At 65.8% G+C, this 19,881-nt stretch carries 19 protein-coding genes; 3 read left to right on the forward strand and 16 right to left on the reverse strand.

Features of this window, described 5'->3' with window-relative positions:
* Nucleotides 1–45: 45 nt before the first annotated feature.
* The 15 genes from RDV64_RS02620 to RDV64_RS02690 all read right to left on the reverse strand — a co-directional run bounded on the left by RDV64_RS02620 (nt 46) and on the right by RDV64_RS02690 (nt 13,660).
* The gene (locus RDV64_RS02620; RefSeq protein WP_309197734.1) at nt 46–732 is read right to left on the reverse strand and encodes a Fe-Mn family superoxide dismutase; all 687 of its coding nucleotides are present in this window, start codon (nt 730–732) and stop codon (nt 46–48) included.
* A gap of 102 nt (nt 733–834) precedes the next feature.
* Complete coding sequence (locus RDV64_RS02625) at nt 835–1,680, reverse strand: ABC transporter permease (RefSeq protein WP_309197735.1); 846 nt, start codon at nt 1,678–1,680, stop codon at nt 835–837.
* Between the two features lie 6 nt (nt 1,681–1,686).
* A complete protein-coding gene (locus tag RDV64_RS02630) occupies nt 1,687–2,952 on the reverse strand; it encodes an ABC transporter permease (RefSeq protein ID WP_309197736.1) in 1,266 nt (421 codons plus the stop codon).
* A 155-nt stretch (nt 2,953–3,107) separates the two neighbouring features.
* Nucleotides 3,108–4,181, reverse strand: coding sequence for an extracellular solute-binding protein (locus tag RDV64_RS02635; RefSeq protein WP_309197737.1), 1,074 nt, complete (start codon nt 4,179–4,181; stop codon nt 3,108–3,110).
* A 150-nt stretch (nt 4,182–4,331) separates the two neighbouring features.
* Nucleotides 4,332–5,396 carry an ABC transporter ATP-binding protein gene (locus RDV64_RS02640; RefSeq protein WP_375143787.1) on the reverse strand — a complete coding sequence of 355 codons (1,065 nt, stop codon included), beginning with the start codon at nt 5,394–5,396 and terminating at the stop codon, nt 4,332–4,334.
* Between the two features lie 183 nt (nt 5,397–5,579).
* Nucleotides 5,580–5,951, reverse strand: a complete 372-nt coding sequence (locus tag RDV64_RS02645; protein WP_309197738.1) for a hypothetical protein — start codon at nt 5,949–5,951, stop codon at nt 5,580–5,582.
* Nucleotides 5,952–6,025: 74 nt separating this feature from the next.
* Nucleotides 6,026–7,084, reverse strand: coding sequence for a class I SAM-dependent methyltransferase (locus tag RDV64_RS02650; RefSeq protein WP_309197739.1), 1,059 nt, complete (start codon nt 7,082–7,084; stop codon nt 6,026–6,028).
* Nucleotides 7,085–8,356 carry a hypothetical protein gene (locus RDV64_RS02655; RefSeq protein WP_309197740.1) on the reverse strand — a complete coding sequence of 424 codons (1,272 nt, stop codon included), beginning with the start codon at nt 8,354–8,356 and terminating at the stop codon, nt 7,085–7,087. It lies immediately after the preceding gene.
* Nucleotides 8,329–9,048, reverse strand: a complete 720-nt coding sequence (locus RDV64_RS02660) for a TlyA family RNA methyltransferase (RefSeq protein ID WP_309197741.1) — start codon at nt 9,046–9,048, stop codon at nt 8,329–8,331. Before RDV64_RS02660 ends, RDV64_RS02655 begins: the two co-directional genes overlap by 28 nt.
* A 42-nt stretch (nt 9,049–9,090) precedes the next feature.
* Nucleotides 9,091–9,222: a hypothetical protein gene (locus tag RDV64_RS02665; RefSeq protein ID WP_309197742.1), complete on the reverse strand. Its 132-nt coding sequence runs from the start codon at nt 9,220–9,222 to the stop codon at nt 9,091–9,093.
* Nucleotides 9,219–9,890: an SCO family protein gene (locus tag RDV64_RS02670; RefSeq protein WP_309197743.1), complete on the reverse strand. Its 672-nt coding sequence runs from the start codon at nt 9,888–9,890 to the stop codon at nt 9,219–9,221. Before RDV64_RS02670 ends, RDV64_RS02665 begins: the two co-directional genes overlap by 4 nt.
* Nucleotides 9,890–11,254 carry an MFS transporter gene (locus RDV64_RS02675; RefSeq protein WP_309197744.1) on the reverse strand — a complete coding sequence of 455 codons (1,365 nt, stop codon included), beginning with the start codon at nt 11,252–11,254 and terminating at the stop codon, nt 9,890–9,892. The genes RDV64_RS02670 and RDV64_RS02675 overlap by 1 nt, the downstream gene beginning before the upstream one ends.
* A gap of 149 nt (nt 11,255–11,403) precedes the next feature.
* Nucleotides 11,404–11,679 carry an exodeoxyribonuclease VII small subunit gene (locus RDV64_RS02680; RefSeq protein ID WP_309197745.1) on the reverse strand — a complete coding sequence of 92 codons (276 nt, stop codon included), beginning with the start codon at nt 11,677–11,679 and terminating at the stop codon, nt 11,404–11,406.
* Nucleotides 11,680–11,687: 8 nt separating this feature from the next.
* Nucleotides 11,688–12,611: a histone deacetylase family protein gene (locus RDV64_RS02685; protein WP_309197746.1), complete on the reverse strand. Its 924-nt coding sequence runs from the start codon at nt 12,609–12,611 to the stop codon at nt 11,688–11,690.
* The gene (locus RDV64_RS02690; protein ID WP_309197747.1) at nt 12,608–13,660 is read right to left on the reverse strand and encodes an L-threonylcarbamoyladenylate synthase; all 1,053 of its coding nucleotides are present in this window, start codon (nt 13,658–13,660) and stop codon (nt 12,608–12,610) included. The genes RDV64_RS02685 and RDV64_RS02690 overlap by 4 nt, the downstream gene beginning before the upstream one ends.
* Nucleotides 13,661–13,786: 126 nt before the next feature.
* Between RDV64_RS02690 and RDV64_RS02695 the strand changes: the two genes are divergently transcribed.
* The 3 genes from RDV64_RS02695 (at nt 13,787) to RDV64_RS02705 (ending at nt 17,851) form a co-directional block, all read left to right on the forward strand.
* Nucleotides 13,787–15,523 carry an acyl-CoA dehydrogenase gene (locus tag RDV64_RS02695; protein WP_309197748.1) on the forward strand — a complete coding sequence of 579 codons (1,737 nt, stop codon included), beginning with the start codon at nt 13,787–13,789 and terminating at the stop codon, nt 15,521–15,523.
* 103 nt (nt 15,524–15,626) lie between these two features.
* Nucleotides 15,627–16,904 (forward strand): O-acetylhomoserine aminocarboxypropyltransferase, encoded by a 1,278-nt coding sequence (locus RDV64_RS02700; protein WP_309197749.1) that lies wholly within the window; start codon nt 15,627–15,629, stop codon nt 16,902–16,904.
* Between the two features lie 170 nt (nt 16,905–17,074).
* A complete protein-coding gene (locus tag RDV64_RS02705) occupies nt 17,075–17,851 on the forward strand; it encodes a delta-class carbonic anhydrase (RefSeq protein ID WP_309197750.1) in 777 nt (258 codons plus the stop codon).
* Nucleotides 17,852–17,986: 135 nt separating this feature from the next.
* On the opposite strand, the gene typA is transcribed toward RDV64_RS02705, so the two are convergent.
* Nucleotides 17,987–19,855: a translational GTPase TypA gene (typA, locus tag RDV64_RS02710; RefSeq protein WP_309197751.1), complete on the reverse strand. Its 1,869-nt coding sequence runs from the start codon at nt 19,853–19,855 to the stop codon at nt 17,987–17,989.
* Between the last annotated feature and the right edge of the window lie 26 nt (nt 19,856–19,881).

Genomic DNA, 19,881 nt, shown 5'->3' on the forward strand with positions numbered 1-19,881 from the left:
ATCCGGGCAGGCCGGCTCAGTGCCACCGGAAGCGACCGGCACTCTTTATTCACCGTCGATGTAGCGCTGCTCGATTGCGGCCCAGTTGACGAGCTGGCTTGCCACTGCGCGCACATAATCTTCCACACGGGCGTCGTAGTCGAAGATGTAGGCGTGCTCCCACAGATCGATGCCCATCAGCAGCTGCCGTCCGATGGCGTGCGGGCTGTCGGCATCGGGCCAGCCTTCGAGGTAGAGGCCCTCCCCTTCCGCGCTCAGCCAGACCCATCCGGTGCCGAACACGCCGGACGATGCGATCACCAGTTCGTGGGCAAAACCGTCCAGCCCGCCGAACTCACGGTTGATCGCCTCTTCCAGCACCGGGCCCGGCGGCGACGGACCACCCGCAAACTGCGCGAAATAGAAAGTGTGGTTGTAGTGCTCGGCCGCCATCTCATAGACGGCAAGGTCGCCGGCATCACCAGCTGCCCGGATCACCTCTTCCAGCGACATGTCCGCATAGGCGGTGCCCTCGACCAGGAGGTTCAGCCGGTCCACGTAGCCCTGATGAAAGACGTTGGCGTGGAGCGCAACGGTCCGCGCTGACAGATGCGGCTCGAGCGCATCCTCGGCGAAGGGGAGCGGCGGACGGGTGAACGGGGTGGCCGCACGCGCAATGGATGGCCGCGCCAGAGCGGCCCCCGCAACCGCGCAACCAAAGCCTGCCAGAGCAGAACGCCGTGTGAGCGCCACAAGCACCTCCCGGCAGCATCGCTGCCCTGTCACCCGGCGCCAATCATGCCCGTCGATACGGCCCGGTCAACCTTGCCCGCGCCGCACCCGGCGCGCAGGTGCTCAGCCGCCGGTCCGCTGCTTTTCGGTGTTGCGGCGGATCATCTCCATGGTGGCGAGCAGCAGCACCGAAAGGGCCACCAGAATGGACGCCAGCGCCAGAATGGTGGGGCTGATTTCCTCGCGCAGGCCGGAGAACATCCGCACCGTCATCGGCGTCTGCTCCGGACCCGCCAGGAACAGCACCACCACCACCTCATCCAGCGACGTGATGAAGGCAAACAGCGCACCCGCCACAATCCCCGGCAGAAGCAGCGGCAGGATCACCTTGAAGAACGTGGTGGTCTGGTTTGCACCGAGGGATTGAGAGGCCCGGATCAGCTGGTTGTCGAAGCCGGACAGTGCCGCCGTCACCGTGATCACCACAAAGGGCGCGCCCAGCACCACGTGGCTCATGATGATGGCGAAGTAGGTCTGCGACAGGTTCACGCGGGCATAAAACGCAAAGAGCGCTGCCGCGGTGATGATCAGCGGCACGATCATAGGCGAGATCAGGAACGCGGTGATCAGCGCACGCAGTGGCATCTCGCGGCGCGACAGGCCAAGCGCTGCCAGCGTGCCAAGGGTGGTGGCAATCAAGGTCGACGTGATGGCGATGAAGAACGAGTTGCCGATGGACGACATCCACTCGTCGCTGCCCAGAAGCGCCTCATACCAGCGCAGCGACCAGCCGGCCGGGTCGAACGTCAGCATTTCCCTGGTGAAGGTGAAGTAGGGCTCGGCGTTGAACGACAGCGGGATGATCACCACGATCGGCGCGATCAGGAAGAAGAAGATCAGCCCGCAGATCACCAGGTAAGTCCAGTGCCAGACCCGTTCCAGACGGCTCGCATGTTGGGGAAGCGCCATGGTCGTTTACCCGAACTTCAGCCGGTCGACGCCGACAAGCTTGTTGAACAGCCAGTAGAAGACGAGCACGCCCACAAGGAGCAGCGTTGCCAGCGCAAGGGCCAGGCGCAGCTGGGAGAGCGAGCCGGTCATCCGGTCTGCAATGAGGTTGGAGATGAACACGCCGGATTCGCCGCCGACAAGCGCCGGGGTAATGTAGTACCCGATCGCAAGGATGAAGACGAGCAGAACGCCGGCCGCAAGCCCCGGAATGGTCAGCGGAAAATACACGGTCAGGTGAGCACGCAACGGGGTAGCGCCCATGGAGCGGGCGGCCCGCGTCAGGCTCGGCGGGATGGTTTTCATCACCGAGTAGAGCGGCAGGATCATGAACGGCAGAAGGATGTGCGTCATCGCGATGATGGTGCCGATGCGGTTGTAGATCAGCCGCACGCGCCCGTCGTCGCCGACGATATTGAACAGCACCAGCAGGTCGTTGACCACGCCCTCCTGCTGGAGGAGCACGATCCACGCCGACGTCCGCACCAGCAGCGATGTCCAGAACGGCAGAAGGACGAGGATCATCAGTAGGTTGGCCTTCTTGGCCGGGAGGTTCGACAGAAGGTACGCGATGGGATAGCCGAGGATGATGGTCAGCGACGTGATGAGAAGGCTCATCCACGCCGTCTGCCAGAAGATCCCGCGGTAGACCTGAAGGTTCTCCGGCCGTTCCACGACCTCACCGTCGGTGTTGTACTCGTAGTCCAGCGCACGAAGATAATAGGCCGGCGTGATGGTGCGGGATTCGCGCTGGATCAGCTTCCAGATCTCGGGCTTGCCCCATTCGTCATCGTCGGCAATCAGCCCTTCCTTGAAGGGGGCGGCCAATTCATCGGCAGCGCGCATGGACCCCATCATGGTGGAGCGAGCGCCCGGCAGCTCGGCATTGAGGCGCGCAGCCGCCCGGCCGATGGTGGAGCGGCCACCATCGTTCAGGTCCTCCACCATGGCGCTGTAAACGGCTTCGGAGGGCAGGCCCTCCTTGTCCCAGTCGCCAATGGCTTCGGTGGTCTTGGGCAGATAGGCCGCAATCTCGGGGTTCTGCACCGAGCGGGTCATCATCTGCACGATGGGAATGGTGTAGGTAATCAGGAGGAACGCGAACAACGGGAGCACCAGGAGCATGGCATTGCGCCGGGCTCGACCGTTGGCGGCGCGCAGCGCCTGCTTGAGGGGCTTGCCGTCCGCAGTTGTCAGCGGCTGGCCGGAAGGCGTGGCGGTCGCGCTGCTCATGGGCAGGCGGCTCTGCTGCAGCGGGTGCAGGCGGAGGCTCGGCTCAACGCAGTCATGGATGATCCCCGGTCACGGGCGGCGGGAGCAATGCCGCAGGTCTTCAGTCAGGCCAGAAAAAACGCCCGCCGGATGATCCGGCGGGCGCTGTCAGTGCTTTACGAGGAAAGCCATGCGTTGAAGCGCTCTTCAAGCGAGTCGCCATAGTCAGCCCAGAATTCGGTGTCGAACTGGATGGCGTTCTTGAAGTTGTCAGCCTGCGTCGGCATGTGCGGCTTCATGTCGATGTCGGTCTCGACCCACTTGCCGTCTTCATCTTTCCAGAAGTTTCCAACCAGATCGACCGAAGACGTCCGCGCCGGAGCGTAGGAGATGTACTTGGCCTGGTCCGCAAGACGCTGGGTGTCGGTCGCGAAGAACAGGTAGTCCTTGATCTGCTCCAGCTGACCTTCGTTGTCGGCGGGCACAACCCAGCCATCAACCTCGAACATCTGGCCGTCCCACATGATCTCGAACGGCTGGTCCTCGTTCACCTGGGCGTTGAAGATACGGCCATTGTACGCCGTTGCGATGGCGGCTTCACCGTCTGCCAGAAGCTGCGGCGGCTGCGCGCCGGCGTCCCACCAGATCACGTTGTCCTTGATCTCGTCGAGCTTGGCGAACGCGCGGTCCTGGCCCTCTTCGGTGGCGAGCACCGTGTACACCTCGTCAGGCGAAACGCCATCGGCGATCAGAGCCCATTCGAGGTTCTTCTGGGGGATCTTCTCCAGCGAGCGGGTGCCGGGGAATTTTTCCATGTCCCAGATGTCCGCAATGGTCTGCGGGCCACCGTCGGGGAAGGCTTCGGTGTTGTAAGCGAACATGGTCGCATACAGGATCTGCGGAATGAAGCAGTCGCCGGTGGTGCCTTCGATGAAGTCCTCGCTGGCGGGTGTGCCGTCGGGCGCAGCCGCAAGCCATTCGTCGAACGGGATTTCGAGGACGAGACCCTCGTCGCAGGCACGCTGCGCGTCGGACTGAAGCATGTCGACCACATCCCAGGAGACGTTACCCGCCTCGACCTGGGACCGGATCCCGGCAAGCGCCTGGTTCGACTTGTCTTCTTCCAGGATCTTGGTGCCGGACTTTTCCGTGTACGGATCGTGGTACGCAGCGCGCTGCGAACCGGAGTAAGCACCACCCCAGGAAACGATCGTCAGCGGGTCCTGGGCCATTGCGCCAGTCATGGCCATTACAGAGGCTGCGGTTCCGAGTGCGATCTGTTTAATCAAGCTGCATTCTCCTAAGTTATTTCAAACCGGCAGGCGTTGAGCGCTGCGCGGTATCGTCATAATTTCGCGCTGTTCCGCGGCGTCGTTTATCAGCCGCGCATCAGGCGTGGTTCACGCCCCGTTGGTATCGATCGGGTCGAGTGCATGACAGTCGCTGGTACGCCAGCCGACCGTCACGTCTTCGCCCTCGGTCAGATCCCGATCATCGCCATGGTTTGGCACCTTGACGATGAACTGGTCGTTCCCGGCAACATTGAGGCGTGCCCGGATGGTATCGCCGAGGTAGATAAGTTCCTCGATCCGCCCGGACAGGGTGTTATCCTCACCAGTCTCGTTGATCGAGATTCGTTCGGGCCTTAATGACAACGTAGTGCGCGAACCCACGCCGTCAATATTAACTGCGGTTGCGAGAACCTCACCACCGCGATCAAGCTCTACCTTGCATGACCCGTTGTTTACTTCGACAATCTTGCCGGACAGCTTGTTATTTTCGCCTATAAATTGCGCCACGAACGAATTTTTGGGGTGCTCGTAAAGCTCCACAGGCGGCGAAAGCTGCTGGATAACCCCGTCATTGAACACCGCGACGCGGTCGGACATGGTCAGCGCTTCGGTCTGGTCGTGCGTGACGTAGACGACGGTGACGCCGATATTATCGTGGATGTGCTTGATTTCGTACTGCATCTGCTCGCGCAGCTGCTTGTCGAGCGCACCCAGCGGCTCATCCATCAAGACAAGGTTGGGCTCGAAGACCAGCGCCCGCGCCACGGCCACCCGCTGTTGCTGACCGCCGGAAAGCTGCGCCGGCCGCCGCCCGCCAAAACCGCCAAGTTCGACCATGCCGAGAGCACGCTCGACCCGCGCCTTGATGTCGGCCTTGCCCATGCCGCGCACCTTGAGCGGATAGGCGAGGTTCTCCCCCACCGTCATGTGCGGAAACAGCGCGTAGTTCTGAAACACCATACCGATGCCGCGCTTGTGGGGCGGCAGCTGGCCGATGGCGTTGCCATCAAGGTAAATTTCCCCGTGGGTCGGGGGTTCGAAGCCGGCAAGCATCATCAGGCAAGTCGTCTTGCCGGAGCCGGAAGGACCCAGCATTGTCAAAAATTCGCCAGGTGCAATGTCGAGATTGAGATCTTTCACGACGAGCGTCTCGCCGTCGTAGCTCTTCTGCACGCCGTCAAATTTGACGTTTGCGCCCGCAGTATTCGCGCCGTTGTTCGCCAGGGTGCCGCTCCCTAATTAAGTTTGCCTCTCAATACGGCATGCCTGGACCGTAGGCGTCAAGGCCCCTTCCCCCGCGGCGTCTGACGGAGAGCACTGCGGACATTTATCCTATTTGACCCGCACTGTGGGCGCTCAGTGACTGCGGCGCGGCGTCGCTTTTCTGGCCCGCGACGAGGCCAGCGCCTTGTTGGCCGCCGCGATGGCGCCTTTCGCTTCGATCTTCCGGGCGAGCGGGCGGGTCCTTTTGAGCATTGTCGCCATGCTGCGGTGCGCCCGTGCCTCGATGAACGCGACCCCGCGGTCCAACGGGGACGAATTCATCCGTGCCCTCCGCACCAGGCGGCGCGCCGTGGGCGAGATACTTACAAGGATTACAATCCCAGCCGCCAACAGGGGGACGCCAGTCGGCAATGGGGTCCAGACGGTAATTAGACCTATTATCAGGCAAATAAATGCCAGACCGATCAGTCCGAGCTTACGCGCACGCGTGGTGAACGCCTTCATGCTGGTCCCTCGCGTGGCCAACCGCCACGCTCGAATTTACTCAGTCGGCTTAGCAATCTCTGCGATACGCAAGGTTAAACCCTGCGTAGAACAAACACCTTGGACACAAAGGCAGACCAACTCGCCTCCACTTCAAGTCCCGCAGCAGCAAATAACTGATCGAAATCTGTCGTCAAGTAAGATCGGTAGTAGGGCTCATGAAACATTTGTGGAAACAGCTCGAGCAGCCCGTCGAGAAGCGGGGTATCGCCGCTTTGCAGTGAATCGACAACCACGGCCCGGCCACCCGGCTTGAGGACGCGGGCGAACTCCGCCGCCACCAGAGGCCGCACTTTGGGCGGCAGTTCGTGGAACAGATAAATGTTGGTGAGGATATCGAATGAACCGTCGGCAAACGGCAAACGCTCTGCCGGCGCCACCACGGCGCCACCACGGGCCGCCGGATTGAGCCGTCCTCGCGCAAGCTCCACGTAAGGCTCCGACAGATCGCTGGCGATGACCGGCAGGCGCGGAAACGCTGTGGCGAGGTCCCGCAGGAACGCCCCGGAGCCGCTGGCCACATCGAGCAGTCGCAAGGTGCGCTGGTCGACCTCTGCAGCGCGCTCGGCGACCGGCACCAGCGCCTGCCGGCGCATGGCCGCCGCGGCGCCGAAAAACAGCGTCTCCACCTGCGTTTCATACAGGCGCGCGGACTCTTCGCTCATCCAGCCATCGGTCTGGAAATGGAAATTCTGCATGTAGTAGCGCGGTCGCTTGCCTTCTGAGCGGTCCACCTCCTGGTGTGCGCCTTCGGCCCGGCGGCGGACGATTTCGGGCACATCGCGCAGATATCTGGCGCGCTGCTCGAAAAGGCCGGCAATCCCCTCCGGCTCATCGTGGGGCATGGGGTAGAGGCCCGCCTCCACGTTGGCGAGGTCCCGCGCCAGAAGCGCCCGCACCTCGCGCAGGAGCACGGCGCGCGGCGGCACCCCGGCCGGTGCCGCGATGGTGGGCTTGGGCACCGGCGGCAGGGTGCGGCCGACTTTCGAGGCGAGCCTGGTGGCCGCAAGGCTCTGGCTGGCGTACCAGCCCACGCGGGCAGCTTGCGCAACGCTGAAGCGCGCGCGCAGGGCAAGACGTTCGACCGGGGTCATTCAGTCCCTCCGCAGGACGGCGACGGCCTCCAGATGGGCGGTCGCCACAAATTGATCCACGGGCGTGATCGTCTCGATCCTATAGCCCGCTGCGGTGAGAATTGCGCAATCGCGGGCAAGCGTCGACGGTTCGCACGAGACCGCGACGATGCGCGGCACGTCCGACGCGGCAAGGGCATCAGCCAGCGCCTTCGCGCCGGCCCGCGGCGGATCGAACACCACCGCATCGAACGCATTCAGCTCCACCGGATTGAGTGGATCGCGCATCAGGTCGCGCCGCTTCACGGTGATCGGCTTGGCGCCGCTCACCTGGCGCACCGCCGCATCCAGCGCGGCAATGGCTGGCGGATCGCCATCAACCGCCAGGACGGACGCGCGGCGGGCCAGCGGCAAAGTGAAGGTGCCAAGGCCGCAAAATGCGTCGAACACGCGGGGCGCATCGCCAACGCCGGCAAGCACAGCCTCCGTCAGGGCCCGCTCGCCCTCCAGCGTTGCCTGCAGGAAGGCCGCCGGCGGCAGCTCCACCGGCACCCCGCCGAACAGCACATGCGGGGTTTCGCGGGCAAACAGGATCTCGTCGCCCTCCAGAACCCGCACGATCGCCGGGTCATCGGCCAGGATGCGCAACGGTTGCAGGACGCGCGGTTTGCGCCCCTTGCGCGCGCGTTGGGGCTTTGGCGCCTTGGGAGCGGCCAGCGCAACGTCGATGCCGTTGGCGCACAGGGTTGCCACAAGCCGGGCCTCGCCGCGCTGGCCGGCGGCGGTGCGTGCAATATCGCGCAGAGCCGGCAGCGCCGCATTCAGCGCCGGCGCAAGGGCCGGGCAATCCGGCACGTCGATGATGTCGTGGGTGCCGCGGGCAAAATAGCCCACCTTCCCGCCTTTCGCCGTGAGCGTCAGCCGGCGGCGGCTGGCCAGCGGCGAGCGCACCATCGGTGCCACCGGCGCCGCAAGCCCCTGCCGTTCCATCGCCGTCAACAGGCGGCCGCGCTTCCACTCGGCGTAGAGCGCATCGCCCAGATGCTGGAGCCGGCAGCCCCCGCAAACACCGAAGAGCGGACAGGGTGGCTCCGCCCGGTTCGCCGACAGCGGCTCGATCACCGCCGTCCCCTCCCCGCGCCGGACGCGGTCGCCGGGGATGGCCAGCGGCACCGGGCGGCCCCCATGTTCCAGAATGCCGTCACCCGCATCGTCCAGCCCGACGACCGCTTGGTCTGCCGGGGCGCTGGCATTGCCGGGTTCGTTCATGTCGCCTGTGCTGCTATCAGCCATTCGCGGTTGCCGTCGCCCCCTTCGATGGGCGACGCCGTGCGCCCCAACACTGAAAATCCGGCGGCCGTGACCACAGCCTCTACACGTTCGACAGAGGCGAACGCCACATCGGCATTGCGCACGATCCCGCCCTTGCCGATTTCTGCGCGCCCCACCTCGAACTGCGGCTTGACGAGCGCCACCATCCGCGCGCCCGGCGCAGCGGTGCCAAGCACGGCCGGCAAGACCAGCGTCAACGAGATGAAGCTGACATCGAAGGTGAGAAAGTCGGGCTTGCGGGCAAGGTCTTCCGAGCTGAGCAAGCGTGCATTCACCCCATCCATCACCGTCACGCGCGGGTCTTCGGCAAGGCACGGCGCAAGCTGGCCGTGCCCCACATCCAGCGCCGTCACGTGGGCGGCACCACGGCGCAGCAGCACCTCGGTGAAGCCGCCGGTGGATGCGCCCGTGTCGAGCGCGATGGCGCCCGCGGGGTCGAGGCCGAAGGTATCCAGCGCATGGACGAGCTTGTGGGCGCCGCGGCCGACATAGGGGTCGTCTTCAGCGGTGAGTGCTGCGCTTTCGGCCACGTTCTGGCCGGGACGGCGGGCCGGGGCGCCCTCCACCAGCACGGCGCCGCGCAGGATCGCCTCGCGGGCCTGGCTGCGGGTCCGGGCAAGGCCGCGCATGACGAGGAGTTGATCGAGACGCACCCCGTCAGCGCCGGACAGTGGCGGGACCGCGCACCCGTTGGCTCAAGCGCAGATGAGCTGGCCGAACGCAGTGATGGCGGTGAACACCGCATCGCCTGCGAAGAACCACAGCGCACCGCCCAGTGCGAGGATGAACGTCCCCGCGGCGATACCGAGGGAAGCCTCGACCGTCATCCGCTGATCAGGCTGCGCAGGGCCTGCATGGTCTGCGCCTCCTGAGCCTCCAGCACCTCGGTGTTCTGCCGCATCTGCGGCGACAGGAACGGGATGTAGTCCACGAACTTGCCGTCCGCATCGAAGAGGAGCGTGTCGGACGTGTGGTTCATGGTGTAGCCGCCACTCTGGAGCGGTACCTTCTCGAATTTCACATTGTAGCGTTCCGCCACGTCGCGGATCTCTTCCGGAGTGTCGGCGGTGAGGCCGATGATACGCTGGTCGAACGCCTTCACGTAGGCGCCCAGATTCTCCGGCCTGTCCTGCTCGGGATCAACGCTGACGAAGACGATGTTCAGCTTCTCCGCATCCTCGCCGAGTTCCTTGAGCCATGTGGCGGCATCAAGCAGCGCCGTGGGGCACACATCCGGGCAGTGGGTGAAGCCGAAGAAGAAGGCAACGGGCTTGCCGCGCAGGTCGTCGGCGGTGACGGTGTTGCCGCTGGTGTCCGTCAGGCTGAACGGGCCGCCAGCGTCTTCGTAGCGGGAACGGGAGAATGCCGCGGCAATGTTGTTGCTGGCCGCAGGCTGCCCCTCGGGCACCAGGTAGGTCTTCCCCACCCAGACACCAGCCGTCGTCGCGCCGACAATGATCACCAGTGCCCAGAGCACCAACCGAACAATACGCATCAATCCGCCTTTTCCGTCTCGAGCTTCATATCGGCTTCGGCGGGCGCGGTGTCCACCGTAGCGGGTTCAGCAGCGACATCATCGTCATCTGAGTCATCACTGCTCACGACCAGTTCCTCGATCTCGCCCGGCACCACGGCGCCAAGCGCGGCGGTGGCGTAAAGGTCGAAATCGGTGCGGATGGCGTCGGCCGGACGGCGGCGCACAAGGATCCGCAGTCCGATGAATACACCCAGACCACCCGCAGCAATCGCCGCCACCAGAAAAAGGCCACTCGGCCCCATCACGATCATGGCGACCGACGCCATGACCGGTCCCACGGTCGAGCCGGCGCCGAACAGGAGATTCATGCCGGCGCTGACCTCCACCAGATCATGCGGCTCCGTCCAGTCGTAAGCATGCGCCGCCGCAAGGGAATAGCTGGGCAAGGTCACGAAACCGAAGGCGAAGCCGAGCGACACAACCATCGTGAACGACATGGCCGACGCTGCCATGAGGAAAATGGCGAGCGTGACGGACGCCCCGGCGCTGACGAGGAGCACAAGGCGCCGGTCCAGATAGTCTGACGTGCGGCCGAAGGGATACTGGCCCAACGCACCGCCCAGCACCACGGCGGAGGCGAGCACCGCGGCCTCGCCGGTGGTGAAGCCGCTGCCCACCGCAAACACCGCGCTCAGCGACAGGACGGAGCCGATCATCAGCCCCGAGGCGAAGGCGCCGACGAAGGCGGCCGGCGCAAGATGCCACAGATGGCCAGGTCGAAACTGCACGCTGGGGATCGGTGCTGGCTGGGTGGCCCGGGTCAGCGCGACCGGCACCGCGGCCACGGACAAAAGGATCGAGCAGAGGGAGAAGAGCGCAAATCCATCCAGCGGCTGGGTCGTGACGCCGAGCTGCCCGACGGTGATCGCACCATAGGTGATGATGATGTACGTGCTCATCACCGCGCCTCTGGTCTCGGCGCTGGACTTCTCGTTGAGCCAGCTCTCCACAATCACCAGCACGATGGAAATGCAGGCGCCGACGAGGAAGCGAAACACCAGCCATTGCACCTCGCCCACCGCAAGCGGGAACACCAGCGCAGCCGCCGACACGCAGGACACCATGGCCGCAAACGCACGAATGTGGCCTGCGCGCATGATGACGTAGGGGGCAAAAAGGCAGCCGACGACAAAGCCGCCATAATAGGCCGCGCCCAGAAGGCCGATGGTGATCTGGCTGAAGCCTTCGGCCTCGGCGCGCAGAGGCACCAGCGTCGTCTGCAACCCATAGCCGAGATACAGCAGCGCTGTGCCGATGAGCAGCGCCGTAACCGGCTTCAGTGCGCCTCCCAGGGAGACTTTTGTTGTGGCCGCAATCACCATCAGCTCCCGGGCTCGAATCCTGCGCCCGGTTACCTGTCGCCGAGGGCGCTGTCGAGCCGAAAACGCACCGGCAGATATGCGCCGGGATAGCCTTGCGCAGGCCCCGCCCGAAACGGCGAAGGCGCAGCCATCCCGCTGGGATTTTGGCCCTAGAAAGGAATGTCGTCGAGGGGCTCGACAGGGGTTGCCGCATCCGGCTTGCCGTCAGCCTTCAGACGCACCTTTTCCACCCGCATTTCAGCGTTCTTCAGGAGTGCGTCGCAGCGCGTTTTCAGGGCTTCGCCGCGCTCGTAGAAGGCGATGCTTTCCTCCAGCGGGACGTCGCCCCGCTCCAGCTTGTCGACAATGGCTTCCAGCTCGCCCATCGCAGCCTCGAAGCTGAGGTCGTCGACCGGGTTTGCGGTGTTTTCCTTGGCTTTGGCCATTGGTCCTCCTAAACGCCCGCCAGCGCGCCAACATGGGCCGCAGCACTTCGGCCGAGGGCAGAGAGATCGTACCCGCCCTCAAGGACCGAAACGAGGCGCCCATGGGCCGTTTGCGCCGCAACGTCCATCATCTGGTGCGTGATCCACACATAATCGTCCTCCACCAGCCCCATGCCGCCCAGCGGATCGTCGGCATGGGCGTCGAACCCGGCCGACAGGATGATGAGCTCCGGCCGGAAGTCTTCCAGCGCGGCGACGATCGTGTCGCGGAAGCGCGGGCGGTAGGCCGCCCCGTCCGTACCCGCATCGACCGGCACGTTGAGGATGTTGCCGGCGCCGCGCTCCCCCGCCGCGCCGGTGCCCGGATAAAGGGGCGACTGGTGGGTGGAGCCGTAGAACACCGAGGGATCGTCGTAGAAGATGTCCTGCGTGCCGTTGCCGTGGTGAACGTCGAAGTCGACAATCGCGATCCGGCCAAGGCCGTGGACGGCCTGCGCGTGGCGCGCTGCAACGGCAACATGGTTGATGAGGCAAAAGCCCATGGCCGTGGTCCGCTCGGCGTGATGGCCGGGCGGGCGGGCCACCACAAAGGCGTTGGGCGCTTCAAGCCCCACCACCGCATCCACCGCTGCAATGGCAGCGCCGCTGGCAAGACGCGCGGCATCCCAGGATTCGGGGCCCATGTGGGTGTCGGGATCGAGCGCGATCATGCCCGTTTCCGGAATGCACGAGGTGATCCGGTCGAGGTAGGACGAGGGGTGGACGCGGGCGATGGCCTCGTAGGATGCGGGCGTTGCGGTGCGCCGCTCCAGTCCGTCGAACCGCGAGGCTGCAAGCGCGTCCAGCACCGCGGCCATGCGGGCGGATTGTTCCGGATGGCGCGGCGGCATCTGATGCCGTGCGAACAGCGGGTCCGTGTAGATCAGCGTCATCCGGTTTCTTCTGCCTCTGTTCGGGGATCGGTTGCAGCGTTGATGTCCAGCCCGGTCTCGCCGCCGGGTGTTTCGGGCGGACGCGGGGCGGCAGCCCGGCCCAGCCGGTCGCGCAGCGCAATCCCGATGCCTTCGGCCGGGATCGGCGAGACCGCAATTGTGGCAACGCCAATGCGGTCCAGCGCCCGCAGGCCCGCATAAAGGCCGCGCGCCGCCTCGTCGAGATCGCCACCTGGCGAGAGGCGGACGGTGTGTGCCTCGCCAGCATCGCTGGTCGCCTGCCCCAGCGCCAGCCAGCCTTCGCCGGGGCGAACGTCCGCCGGCTCCACATCCAGCCGCAATTTTGCCCGCGGCGCGTAGTGGGACGCAAGGAGGCCGGGCGAGCGGAGCGGCCCCGCCGCCGCGACCTGCGGTTCGGCAAGCGGCCCGGCCACCGCCTCCAGCGCGGCGCGGCCAATCGCGCCCGGACGCAGGATGCGCGGCACGCCGGTGATGTCGACGACGGTGGATTCAACACCGATGGGCGATGGCCCGCCGTCCACAATCAGATCCACCGCCGTGCCGAGTTCGTCGGCCACCGCGGTGGCGCTGGTGGCGCTGACGCGGCCGGAGCGGTTGGCGCTGGGCGCGACCAGCGGCCCCGTTTTTGCAATGACGGCGCGCATGAAGGGTGCGTCTGGCATGCGCAGGGCCACCGTCGGCCCGCCTGCCGCCGCCCCTTCGGCAATGGCTGCACCGTCCCGCCGCATTGCCACCAGCGTCAGCGGCCCCGGCCAGAATGCGGCAGCCAGTGCATCGCCGGTCGGCCCGAGAATGCCGATGGCGCGCGCAGTGTCCACATCGGCCACATGCACGATGAGCGGATTGTGGGACGGCCGGCCCTTCGCGGCAAAGACGCGCGCCACGGACGCCGCGCTCGAAGCGCCGGCGGCGAGGCCGTAGACCGTCTCCGTCGGCAGCGCGACCAGCCCGCCCGCCGCAAGGCAGGCTGCCGCCTCGTCCACCGCGCCCGTGGCCGCGCCATCAATTGTCCGCCCCGTGTCGCCCACCGCTTTTCTTGCTCCTTGCAGCCGAACCGTTATGTCATGATCGTTGCGTGCTTGGCCAAGCCCCGCCAGACCGGCGGACCCGCCAATGCGCCCAACCCGGCTCACAATCAACAACTGGCGGACACCATGGCCTACACAGCCCCCATCGCCGAACTCGTCTTCACGCTGGAAGAGGTGGCCGGGCTAGCCGAGGCCCGCAACGAAGGCGCCGCCGGCGACCTTGGCGCGGACGACACGCTGGCCATCCTCACCGAAGCAGGCCGCTTTGCCGAGGAGGCGCTGGCGCCGCTGAACGCCATCGGCGACCGCACCCACGCCCGCCGCGACGGCCGCGAAATCATCACCCCGCCCGGCTGGCGCGAGGCCTACGACCAGTGGATCGAAGGCGGCTGGGGCTCGCTCACCGGCGACCCGGCCTATGGCGGACAGGGCCTCCCGATGGCGCTTCAGGTTGCCGCCACCGACATCTGGAACCAGGCCAACGCCGCCTTTGCGCTCAATCCGCTTCTCACCATCGGCGCGGTGGAGGCAATCCAGGCCCACGGCAGTGACGCGCTCAAGGCGCGCTACCTCCCGAACCTGATTGCGGGCAGATGGACCGGCACCATGAACCTCACGGAGCCCAACGCCGGGTCGGACCTCGGCGACCTGAAAACCCGCGCCACACCGCAGGACGACGGCTCCTACCGCCTGTTCGGCCAGAAGATCTACATCACCTACGGCGAGCACGACCTTGCCGAGAACATCATCCACCTGGTGCTGGCCCGGTTGCCGGATGCCCCCGCCGGCACCCGCGGCATCTCGCTCTTTCTGGTGCCCAAATTCATGGTCGGGGCCGATGGCGCGCCGGGCGAGCGCAACGACGTGGCCTGCGTGGGCATCGAGGGCAAGCTCGGCATCAACGCCTCGCCCACCTGCACCATGGCCTACGGGGCAGATGGCGACGGGGCGGTCGGCTACCTGGTCGGCGCGCCCAACAAGGGCCTCGCCGCCATGTTCACCATGATGAACAATGCGCGCGTTCAGGTGGGCACCCAGGGCGCCTCCATTGCCGAACGGGCGTTCCAGCAAGCGCTGGCCTATGCGGGCGAACGCCGGCAGGGCCGCGCCACGGGCCAGGAGGGCGCTGCATCCATCGTCCATCACCCGGACGTGAAGCGGATGCTCCTTGCCATGCGTGCCTCCACGCGCGCTGCCCGCGCCATCTGCTACGCCTGCGCCGTTGCGATCGACCGCGGCCGCACCGACCCGTTCTACCGCGCCCGGGCCGACCTTCTGACCCCCGTCGCCAAGGCGTTTGCCACCGACATCGGCGTCGAGGTGGCCTCGCTCGGCGTGCAGGTTCATGGCGGCATGGGGTTCATCGAGGAGACCGGCGCAGCGCAGCATTACCGCGATGCGCGCATCTTCCCGATCTATGAAGGCACCAACGGGATCCAGGCCATCGACCTGGTGCGCCGCAAGCTCGCCATGGAGGACGGCGCGGTCCTTGCCGCCTATCTCGCCGAGCTGCAGGAGATTGCGGACGCTGCCCGCGGGCACAACACGCTCAACCTTGCCGGTGCCGCCGCGACCCTCGATACGGCCCTTGCCGCCGTCGCCACCGCGGCGGATACGCTGCGCGAAAGGCTCGGCACGGACGTGGACGCTACGCTCGCCGGGGCAAGCCCGTTCCTGCGCGCCCTCGGCCTCACCGCGGGCGGCGCCTATCTCATCAAGGCGGCGCTGCGCGACACGGAAGGCGGCGGCGCCCGTGCCCAGCTCGCCCGCTTCTTTGCCGACACCGGCCTTGCCGCGGTACCGGGGCAGACCCACGCCGCAACCGAAGGCGCAGCCGACGTGGTGGACGCCGTGTTGGCCTGAAGCCCGGCAGCCTTCGCCAGCGCCGGCGGCGACCAGCTGCATTGACGCCTGTCCGGCCTTGTCCTTAATGCGGGCAACAATAGCCCCAGGAGGAACAGGACAGATGGTGGACCAACCCGGCTTCAACACCCGCGCCATTCACGCCGGCGCGCAGCCCGACCCCACGACCGGCGCACGCGCCACGCCGATCTACCAGACGACGTCCTTCGTGTTCGACGATGTGGATCACGCAGCATCCCTGTTCGGCCTGCAGGCGTTCGGCAACATCTATACCCGCATCACCAACCCCACCAACGCGGTGCTGGAAGAGCGCGTTGCCGCGCTGGAAGGCGGCACCGCTGCCCTCGCCGTCTCGTCCGGCCATGCTGCGCAGATGATCGTGATGCACACGCTGATGCAGCCGGGGGACGAGTTCGTCGCCTCCAGCAAGCTTTATGGCGGGTCCATCAACCAGTTCACCCACGCCTTCAAGAACTACGGCTGGAATGTGAAGTGGGCCGACGCGGACGACCCCTCCTCCTTTGCCGCCGCCATCACGCCGAAGACCAAGGCGATCTTCGTGGAATCGATCGCCAACCCCGGCGGCGTCATCACCGACCTCGACGCCATTGCAAAGGTCGCCAAAGACGCCAACGTCCCGCTGATCGTCGACTCGACCATGGCGACGCCCTACCTCATCCGCCCGTTCGAGCATGGCGCGGACATTGTGGTCCACTCGGCGACCAAGTTCCTCGGCGGCCACGGCAACTCCATTGCAGGCGTGATCGTCGACGGCGGCACGTTCAACTGGGCGGGCGACAAGCGCTATCCCATGCTGTCCGAGCCGCGCCCGGAATATGACGGGATGGTTCTGGCCGAAACCTTCGGCAACTTTGCGTTTGCCATCGCCTGCCGCGTCCTTGGCCTGCGCGATCTCGGGCCTGCCCTGTCGCCCATGAACGCGTTTCTGGTTCTCACCGGGATCGAGACCTTGGCGCTTCGGATGCAGCGGCACTGCGAGAACGCGCTGGCGGTCGCCCAGTTTCTCGCCGGGCACGACAAGGTGTCCTGGGTCAGCTACCCCGGCCTCACCGGCGACCGCTACCATAACCTTGCCAAGAAATACTGCCCCAACGGCGCCGGCGCGGTGTTCACCTTCGGCCTCAAGGGCGGCTACGACGCCGGCATCTCGCTGGTTTCCAATCTCAAGCTGTTCTCGCACCTTGCCAACATCGGCGACACGCGCAGCCTGGTGATCCACCCGGCCTCCACCACCCACCGCCAGCTCGCCGACGAGGCGAAGAAGTCCGCCGGTGCGGGGCCGGACGTGGTGCGCGTTTCGGTGGGCATCGAGGATGTCGCCGACATCATCGCCGACCTCGATCAGGCGCTCTCGGCCTGATCTGACGAACACGGCCCGCGCAATTGATGCGCGGGCCGACCTTCGGCTCGAGCGCCTTATCGACGGCGAAAATTTCGCATTGTCCTTGCCGCACAACCTCCATGCGCTCTAGCTTTGCGTGGAATTGGAATGAGGACAAACATATGGCGCAGGCTGGCAAATTCTTTTCAATGGCTGTCGCTGGGGCAATTTTCGCCGCAACCAGCCCGGCTCTGGCGCAGGATCTTTGCGTCGGCTTCGGCCCGCAGACCCCGCGTGACATTTCCAACGCGGCAGGGACGAACCTCAGCGCGACCGCGTCCGCACCCGCGGCCAGCGCCATGAACCTGTGCAACATTCACTTCCACGCCAGTGCCGAGCACAAGAGCCCCAGCTTCCAGACCGCCTCCACCGACGCAAGCAAGCCCGGCTTCCGTTGCGAGGGATCGGACAGCCTGACCGCAGCGGAACTTGCAAGCGTCGAAGGCAACGGCGCTGCAGCCTGTCAGGGTATCGCAGCCGGAGACACGCTGGAGGTGCACTGGGTCTACACCTCCTGCGACGTTCAGCCGGGCGAAGGGCTTGGCGCCTGCTCCTCCGAAATGTGCGTGAACCCGACACTGCGGGTCGAGACGCAGGTCTTCCTCGCCGTCAACGACCCCAATGCGGCCGACTTTACCGCCTTCGGCTACAAGGGCAGCGACGACGGCGCGCGGCCGCAGCCCGCAGCCCTGCCCGAGGGGACGGGCACCCCCGTCGTCTTCGCCGGATCGACCACCGGCCCCGCCTACACCGAGGCCCAGTGCTCGCCGCTCAACGTGACCTGGAGCGTGCGGCCCCAGTGCGCCAAGGTAGACATCAACAGCCTCAACACCTGGTGCGGCGACAACGTCTTCAACGAAGATCACGCCCATGGCGTGCGCGCCCTGGTCACGGCACCCGAACTCTTGAGCCCCATCGCCAACTGAGCGGCGCCGGCCTCGCGCCGGGGCAGGACGCACAAAAAAAACGCCGCCCCGGCATCCGGGGCGGCGTTTTATTTCAGATGCAGCACCAATTGGAAGGCCGCCGACAACGCAGCGGGCCTTCCGGCGACCTTCGCCTCAGGCGGCGTTTTCCGAAACGCTGCTGCGCTCGGCGCGCTTGCGGTCGTTGGGGTCGAGGTGGATCTTGCGCAGGCGGATGTTCTTGGGCGTCACTTCCACCAGCTCGAAGTCGTTGATGTAGCTCAGCGCGCGCTCGAGGCTCATGCGGATCGGCGGGGTCAGCTTCACCGCGTCGTCCTTGCCGGATGCGCGCATGTTGGTGAGCTGCTTGCCCTTGATCACGTTGACCTCAAGGTCGTTGCCGCGGGTGTGCTCGCCCACGATCATCCCGCGATAGACCTGCGTGCCCGGCTCGATGAACATCGGCCCGCGGTCTTCGAGGTTGAACATGGCGAATGCCACCGCGTCGCCGTCCGCATTGGCGATCAGGACGCCGGTGTGGCGGGTCGGGATCGCGCCCTTGTGCGGCACGTATTCGTGGAACACGCGGTTCATGATGCCGGTGCCGCGGGTGTCGGACAGAAGCTCGCCCTGATAGCCGATCAGGCCGCGGGTCGGGGCGTGGAGCACGACGCGGGTGCGGCCGGCGCCGGACGGCTTCATCTCGACGAGATCGGCCTTGCGCTCGGACAGCTTCTGGATGACGGAGCCGGAATGCTCGTCGTCCACGTCGATGGTGACTTCCTCGATCGGCTCCATCAGCGAGCCGTCCTCGGCCTTCTGCATCACCACCTCGGGGCGGGACACACCCACCTCGAACCCTTCGCGGCGCATGGTCTCGATCAGGATGCCGAGCTGAAGTTCGCCGCGGCCGGCGACCACGAACGCTTCGCCGGAATCGGTGTCGGTCACGCGCAGCGCCACGTTGCCTTCCGCTTCGCGCAGGAGACGATTGCGGATGACGCGGCTTTGCACCTTGTCGCCCTCTTTGCCCGCCAGCGGCGAGTCGTTGACGCGGAAGGTCATCGCCAGCGTCGGCGGGTCGATCGGCTGGGCCGGGATCGGCTCGGTGACGGATGTGGCAACGATGGTGTCGGCCACGGTCGCCTTCTGGAGGCCCGACAGCGCCACGATGTCGCCAGCACGGCCTTCTTCGACCGGCGTCATTTCAAGGCCGCGGAATGCGAGCACCTTGGAGACGCGCCCCATCTCGACGATCTCGCCCTCGCGGGAAAGCGCCTTCACACTCTGGTTCGGTTTGACCACGCCCGAGGTGATGCGGCCGGTCAGGATGCGGCCCAGGAAGTTGTCTGCCGAAATCGTGGTGGCGAGCATGCGGAATTCGCCCTCTTCCACCTTCGGCTCAGGCACATGCTCGACGATGAGGTCGAGCAGCGGGGCCGTGCCGCGCGAGGTGTCTTCAGGCTTGTCCTTGGGGTCGACGGCCATCCAGCCCTGCTTGGCACTGCCGTACAGGATAGGAAAGTCGAGCTGCTCGTCCGTGGCGCCGAGGGCGTCGAACAGCTCGAACACCTCGTCGATCACTTCCTCGTGCCGCTCTTCCGGCTTGTCGATCTTGTTGATCGCGACGATCGGGCGCAGCCCCATCTTGAGCGCCTTGCCGACCACGAACTTGGTCTGCGGCATCGGCCCTTCAGCGGCGTCCACCAGGACGACGGCGCCATCGACCATGGAGAGGATGCGCTCCACCTCGCCGCCGAAGTCGGCGTGGCCGGGCGTGTCTACGATGTTGATGCGGGTCGGCGGGGTCTTGTCGCTTTCCCATTCGATGCTGGTGACCTTGGCCAGGATCGTGATGCCACGCTCCTTTTCAAGGTCATTTGAGTCCATCGCGCGCTCAGCGACCCGCTGGTTGTCGCGGAACGAACCGGACTGGCGCAGGAGAACGTCGATCAGCGAAGTCTTGCCATGGTCAACGTGCGCGATAATGGCGACGTTGCGCAGAGCGCGGCGTGCGGAATTCATGAAGCTTTTGCCAACAATATTTTGGA

The organism is Acuticoccus sp. MNP-M23 (assembly GCF_031195445.1).
Classification (GTDB): domain Bacteria; phylum Pseudomonadota; class Alphaproteobacteria; order Rhizobiales; family Amorphaceae; genus Acuticoccus.

Excerpts from the sequence above, each read along its gene's own strand:
- RDV64_RS02635 (WP_309197737.1), bottom strand. The coding sequence starts at position 4,181 with ATGGCCATGACTGGCGCAATGGCCCAGGACCCGCTGACGATCGTTTCC.
- RDV64_RS02650 (WP_309197739.1), bottom strand. The coding sequence starts at position 7,084 with ATGACCCCGGTCGAACGTCTTGCCCTGCGCGCGCGCTTCAGCGTTGCG.
- RDV64_RS02685 (WP_309197746.1), bottom strand. The coding sequence starts at position 12,611 with ATGACGCTGATCTACACGGACCCGCTGTTCGCACGGCATCAGATGCCG.
- RDV64_RS02670 (WP_309197743.1), bottom strand. The coding sequence starts at position 9,890 with ATGCGTATTGTTCGGTTGGTGCTCTGGGCACTGGTGATCATTGTCGGC.
- RDV64_RS02695 (WP_309197748.1), top strand. The coding sequence starts at position 13,787 with ATGGCCTACACAGCCCCCATCGCCGAACTCGTCTTCACGCTGGAAGAG.
- RDV64_RS02700 (WP_309197749.1), top strand. The coding sequence starts at position 15,627 with ATGGTGGACCAACCCGGCTTCAACACCCGCGCCATTCACGCCGGCGCG.
- RDV64_RS02680 (WP_309197745.1), bottom strand. The coding sequence starts at position 11,679 with ATGGCCAAAGCCAAGGAAAACACCGCAAACCCGGTCGACGACCTCAGC.
- RDV64_RS02675 (WP_309197744.1), bottom strand. The coding sequence starts at position 11,254 with ATGGTGATTGCGGCCACAACAAAAGTCTCCCTGGGAGGCGCACTGAAG.
- RDV64_RS02645 (WP_309197738.1), bottom strand. The coding sequence starts at position 5,951 with ATGAAGGCGTTCACCACGCGTGCGCGTAAGCTCGGACTGATCGGTCTG.
- RDV64_RS02630 (WP_309197736.1), bottom strand. The coding sequence starts at position 2,952 with ATGAGCAGCGCGACCGCCACGCCTTCCGGCCAGCCGCTGACAACTGCG.
- typA (WP_309197751.1), bottom strand. The coding sequence starts at position 19,855 with ATGAATTCCGCACGCCGCGCTCTGCGCAACGTCGCCATTATCGCGCAC.
- RDV64_RS02655 (WP_309197740.1), bottom strand. The coding sequence starts at position 8,356 with ATGGCTGATAGCAGCACAGGCGACATGAACGAACCCGGCAATGCCAGC.
- RDV64_RS02665 (WP_309197742.1), bottom strand. The coding sequence starts at position 9,222 with ATGACGGTCGAGGCTTCCCTCGGTATCGCCGCGGGGACGTTCATCCTC.
- RDV64_RS02625 (WP_309197735.1), bottom strand. The coding sequence starts at position 1,680 with ATGGCGCTTCCCCAACATGCGAGCCGTCTGGAACGGGTCTGGCACTGG.
- RDV64_RS02705 (WP_309197750.1), top strand. The coding sequence starts at position 17,075 with ATGGCTGTCGCTGGGGCAATTTTCGCCGCAACCAGCCCGGCTCTGGCG.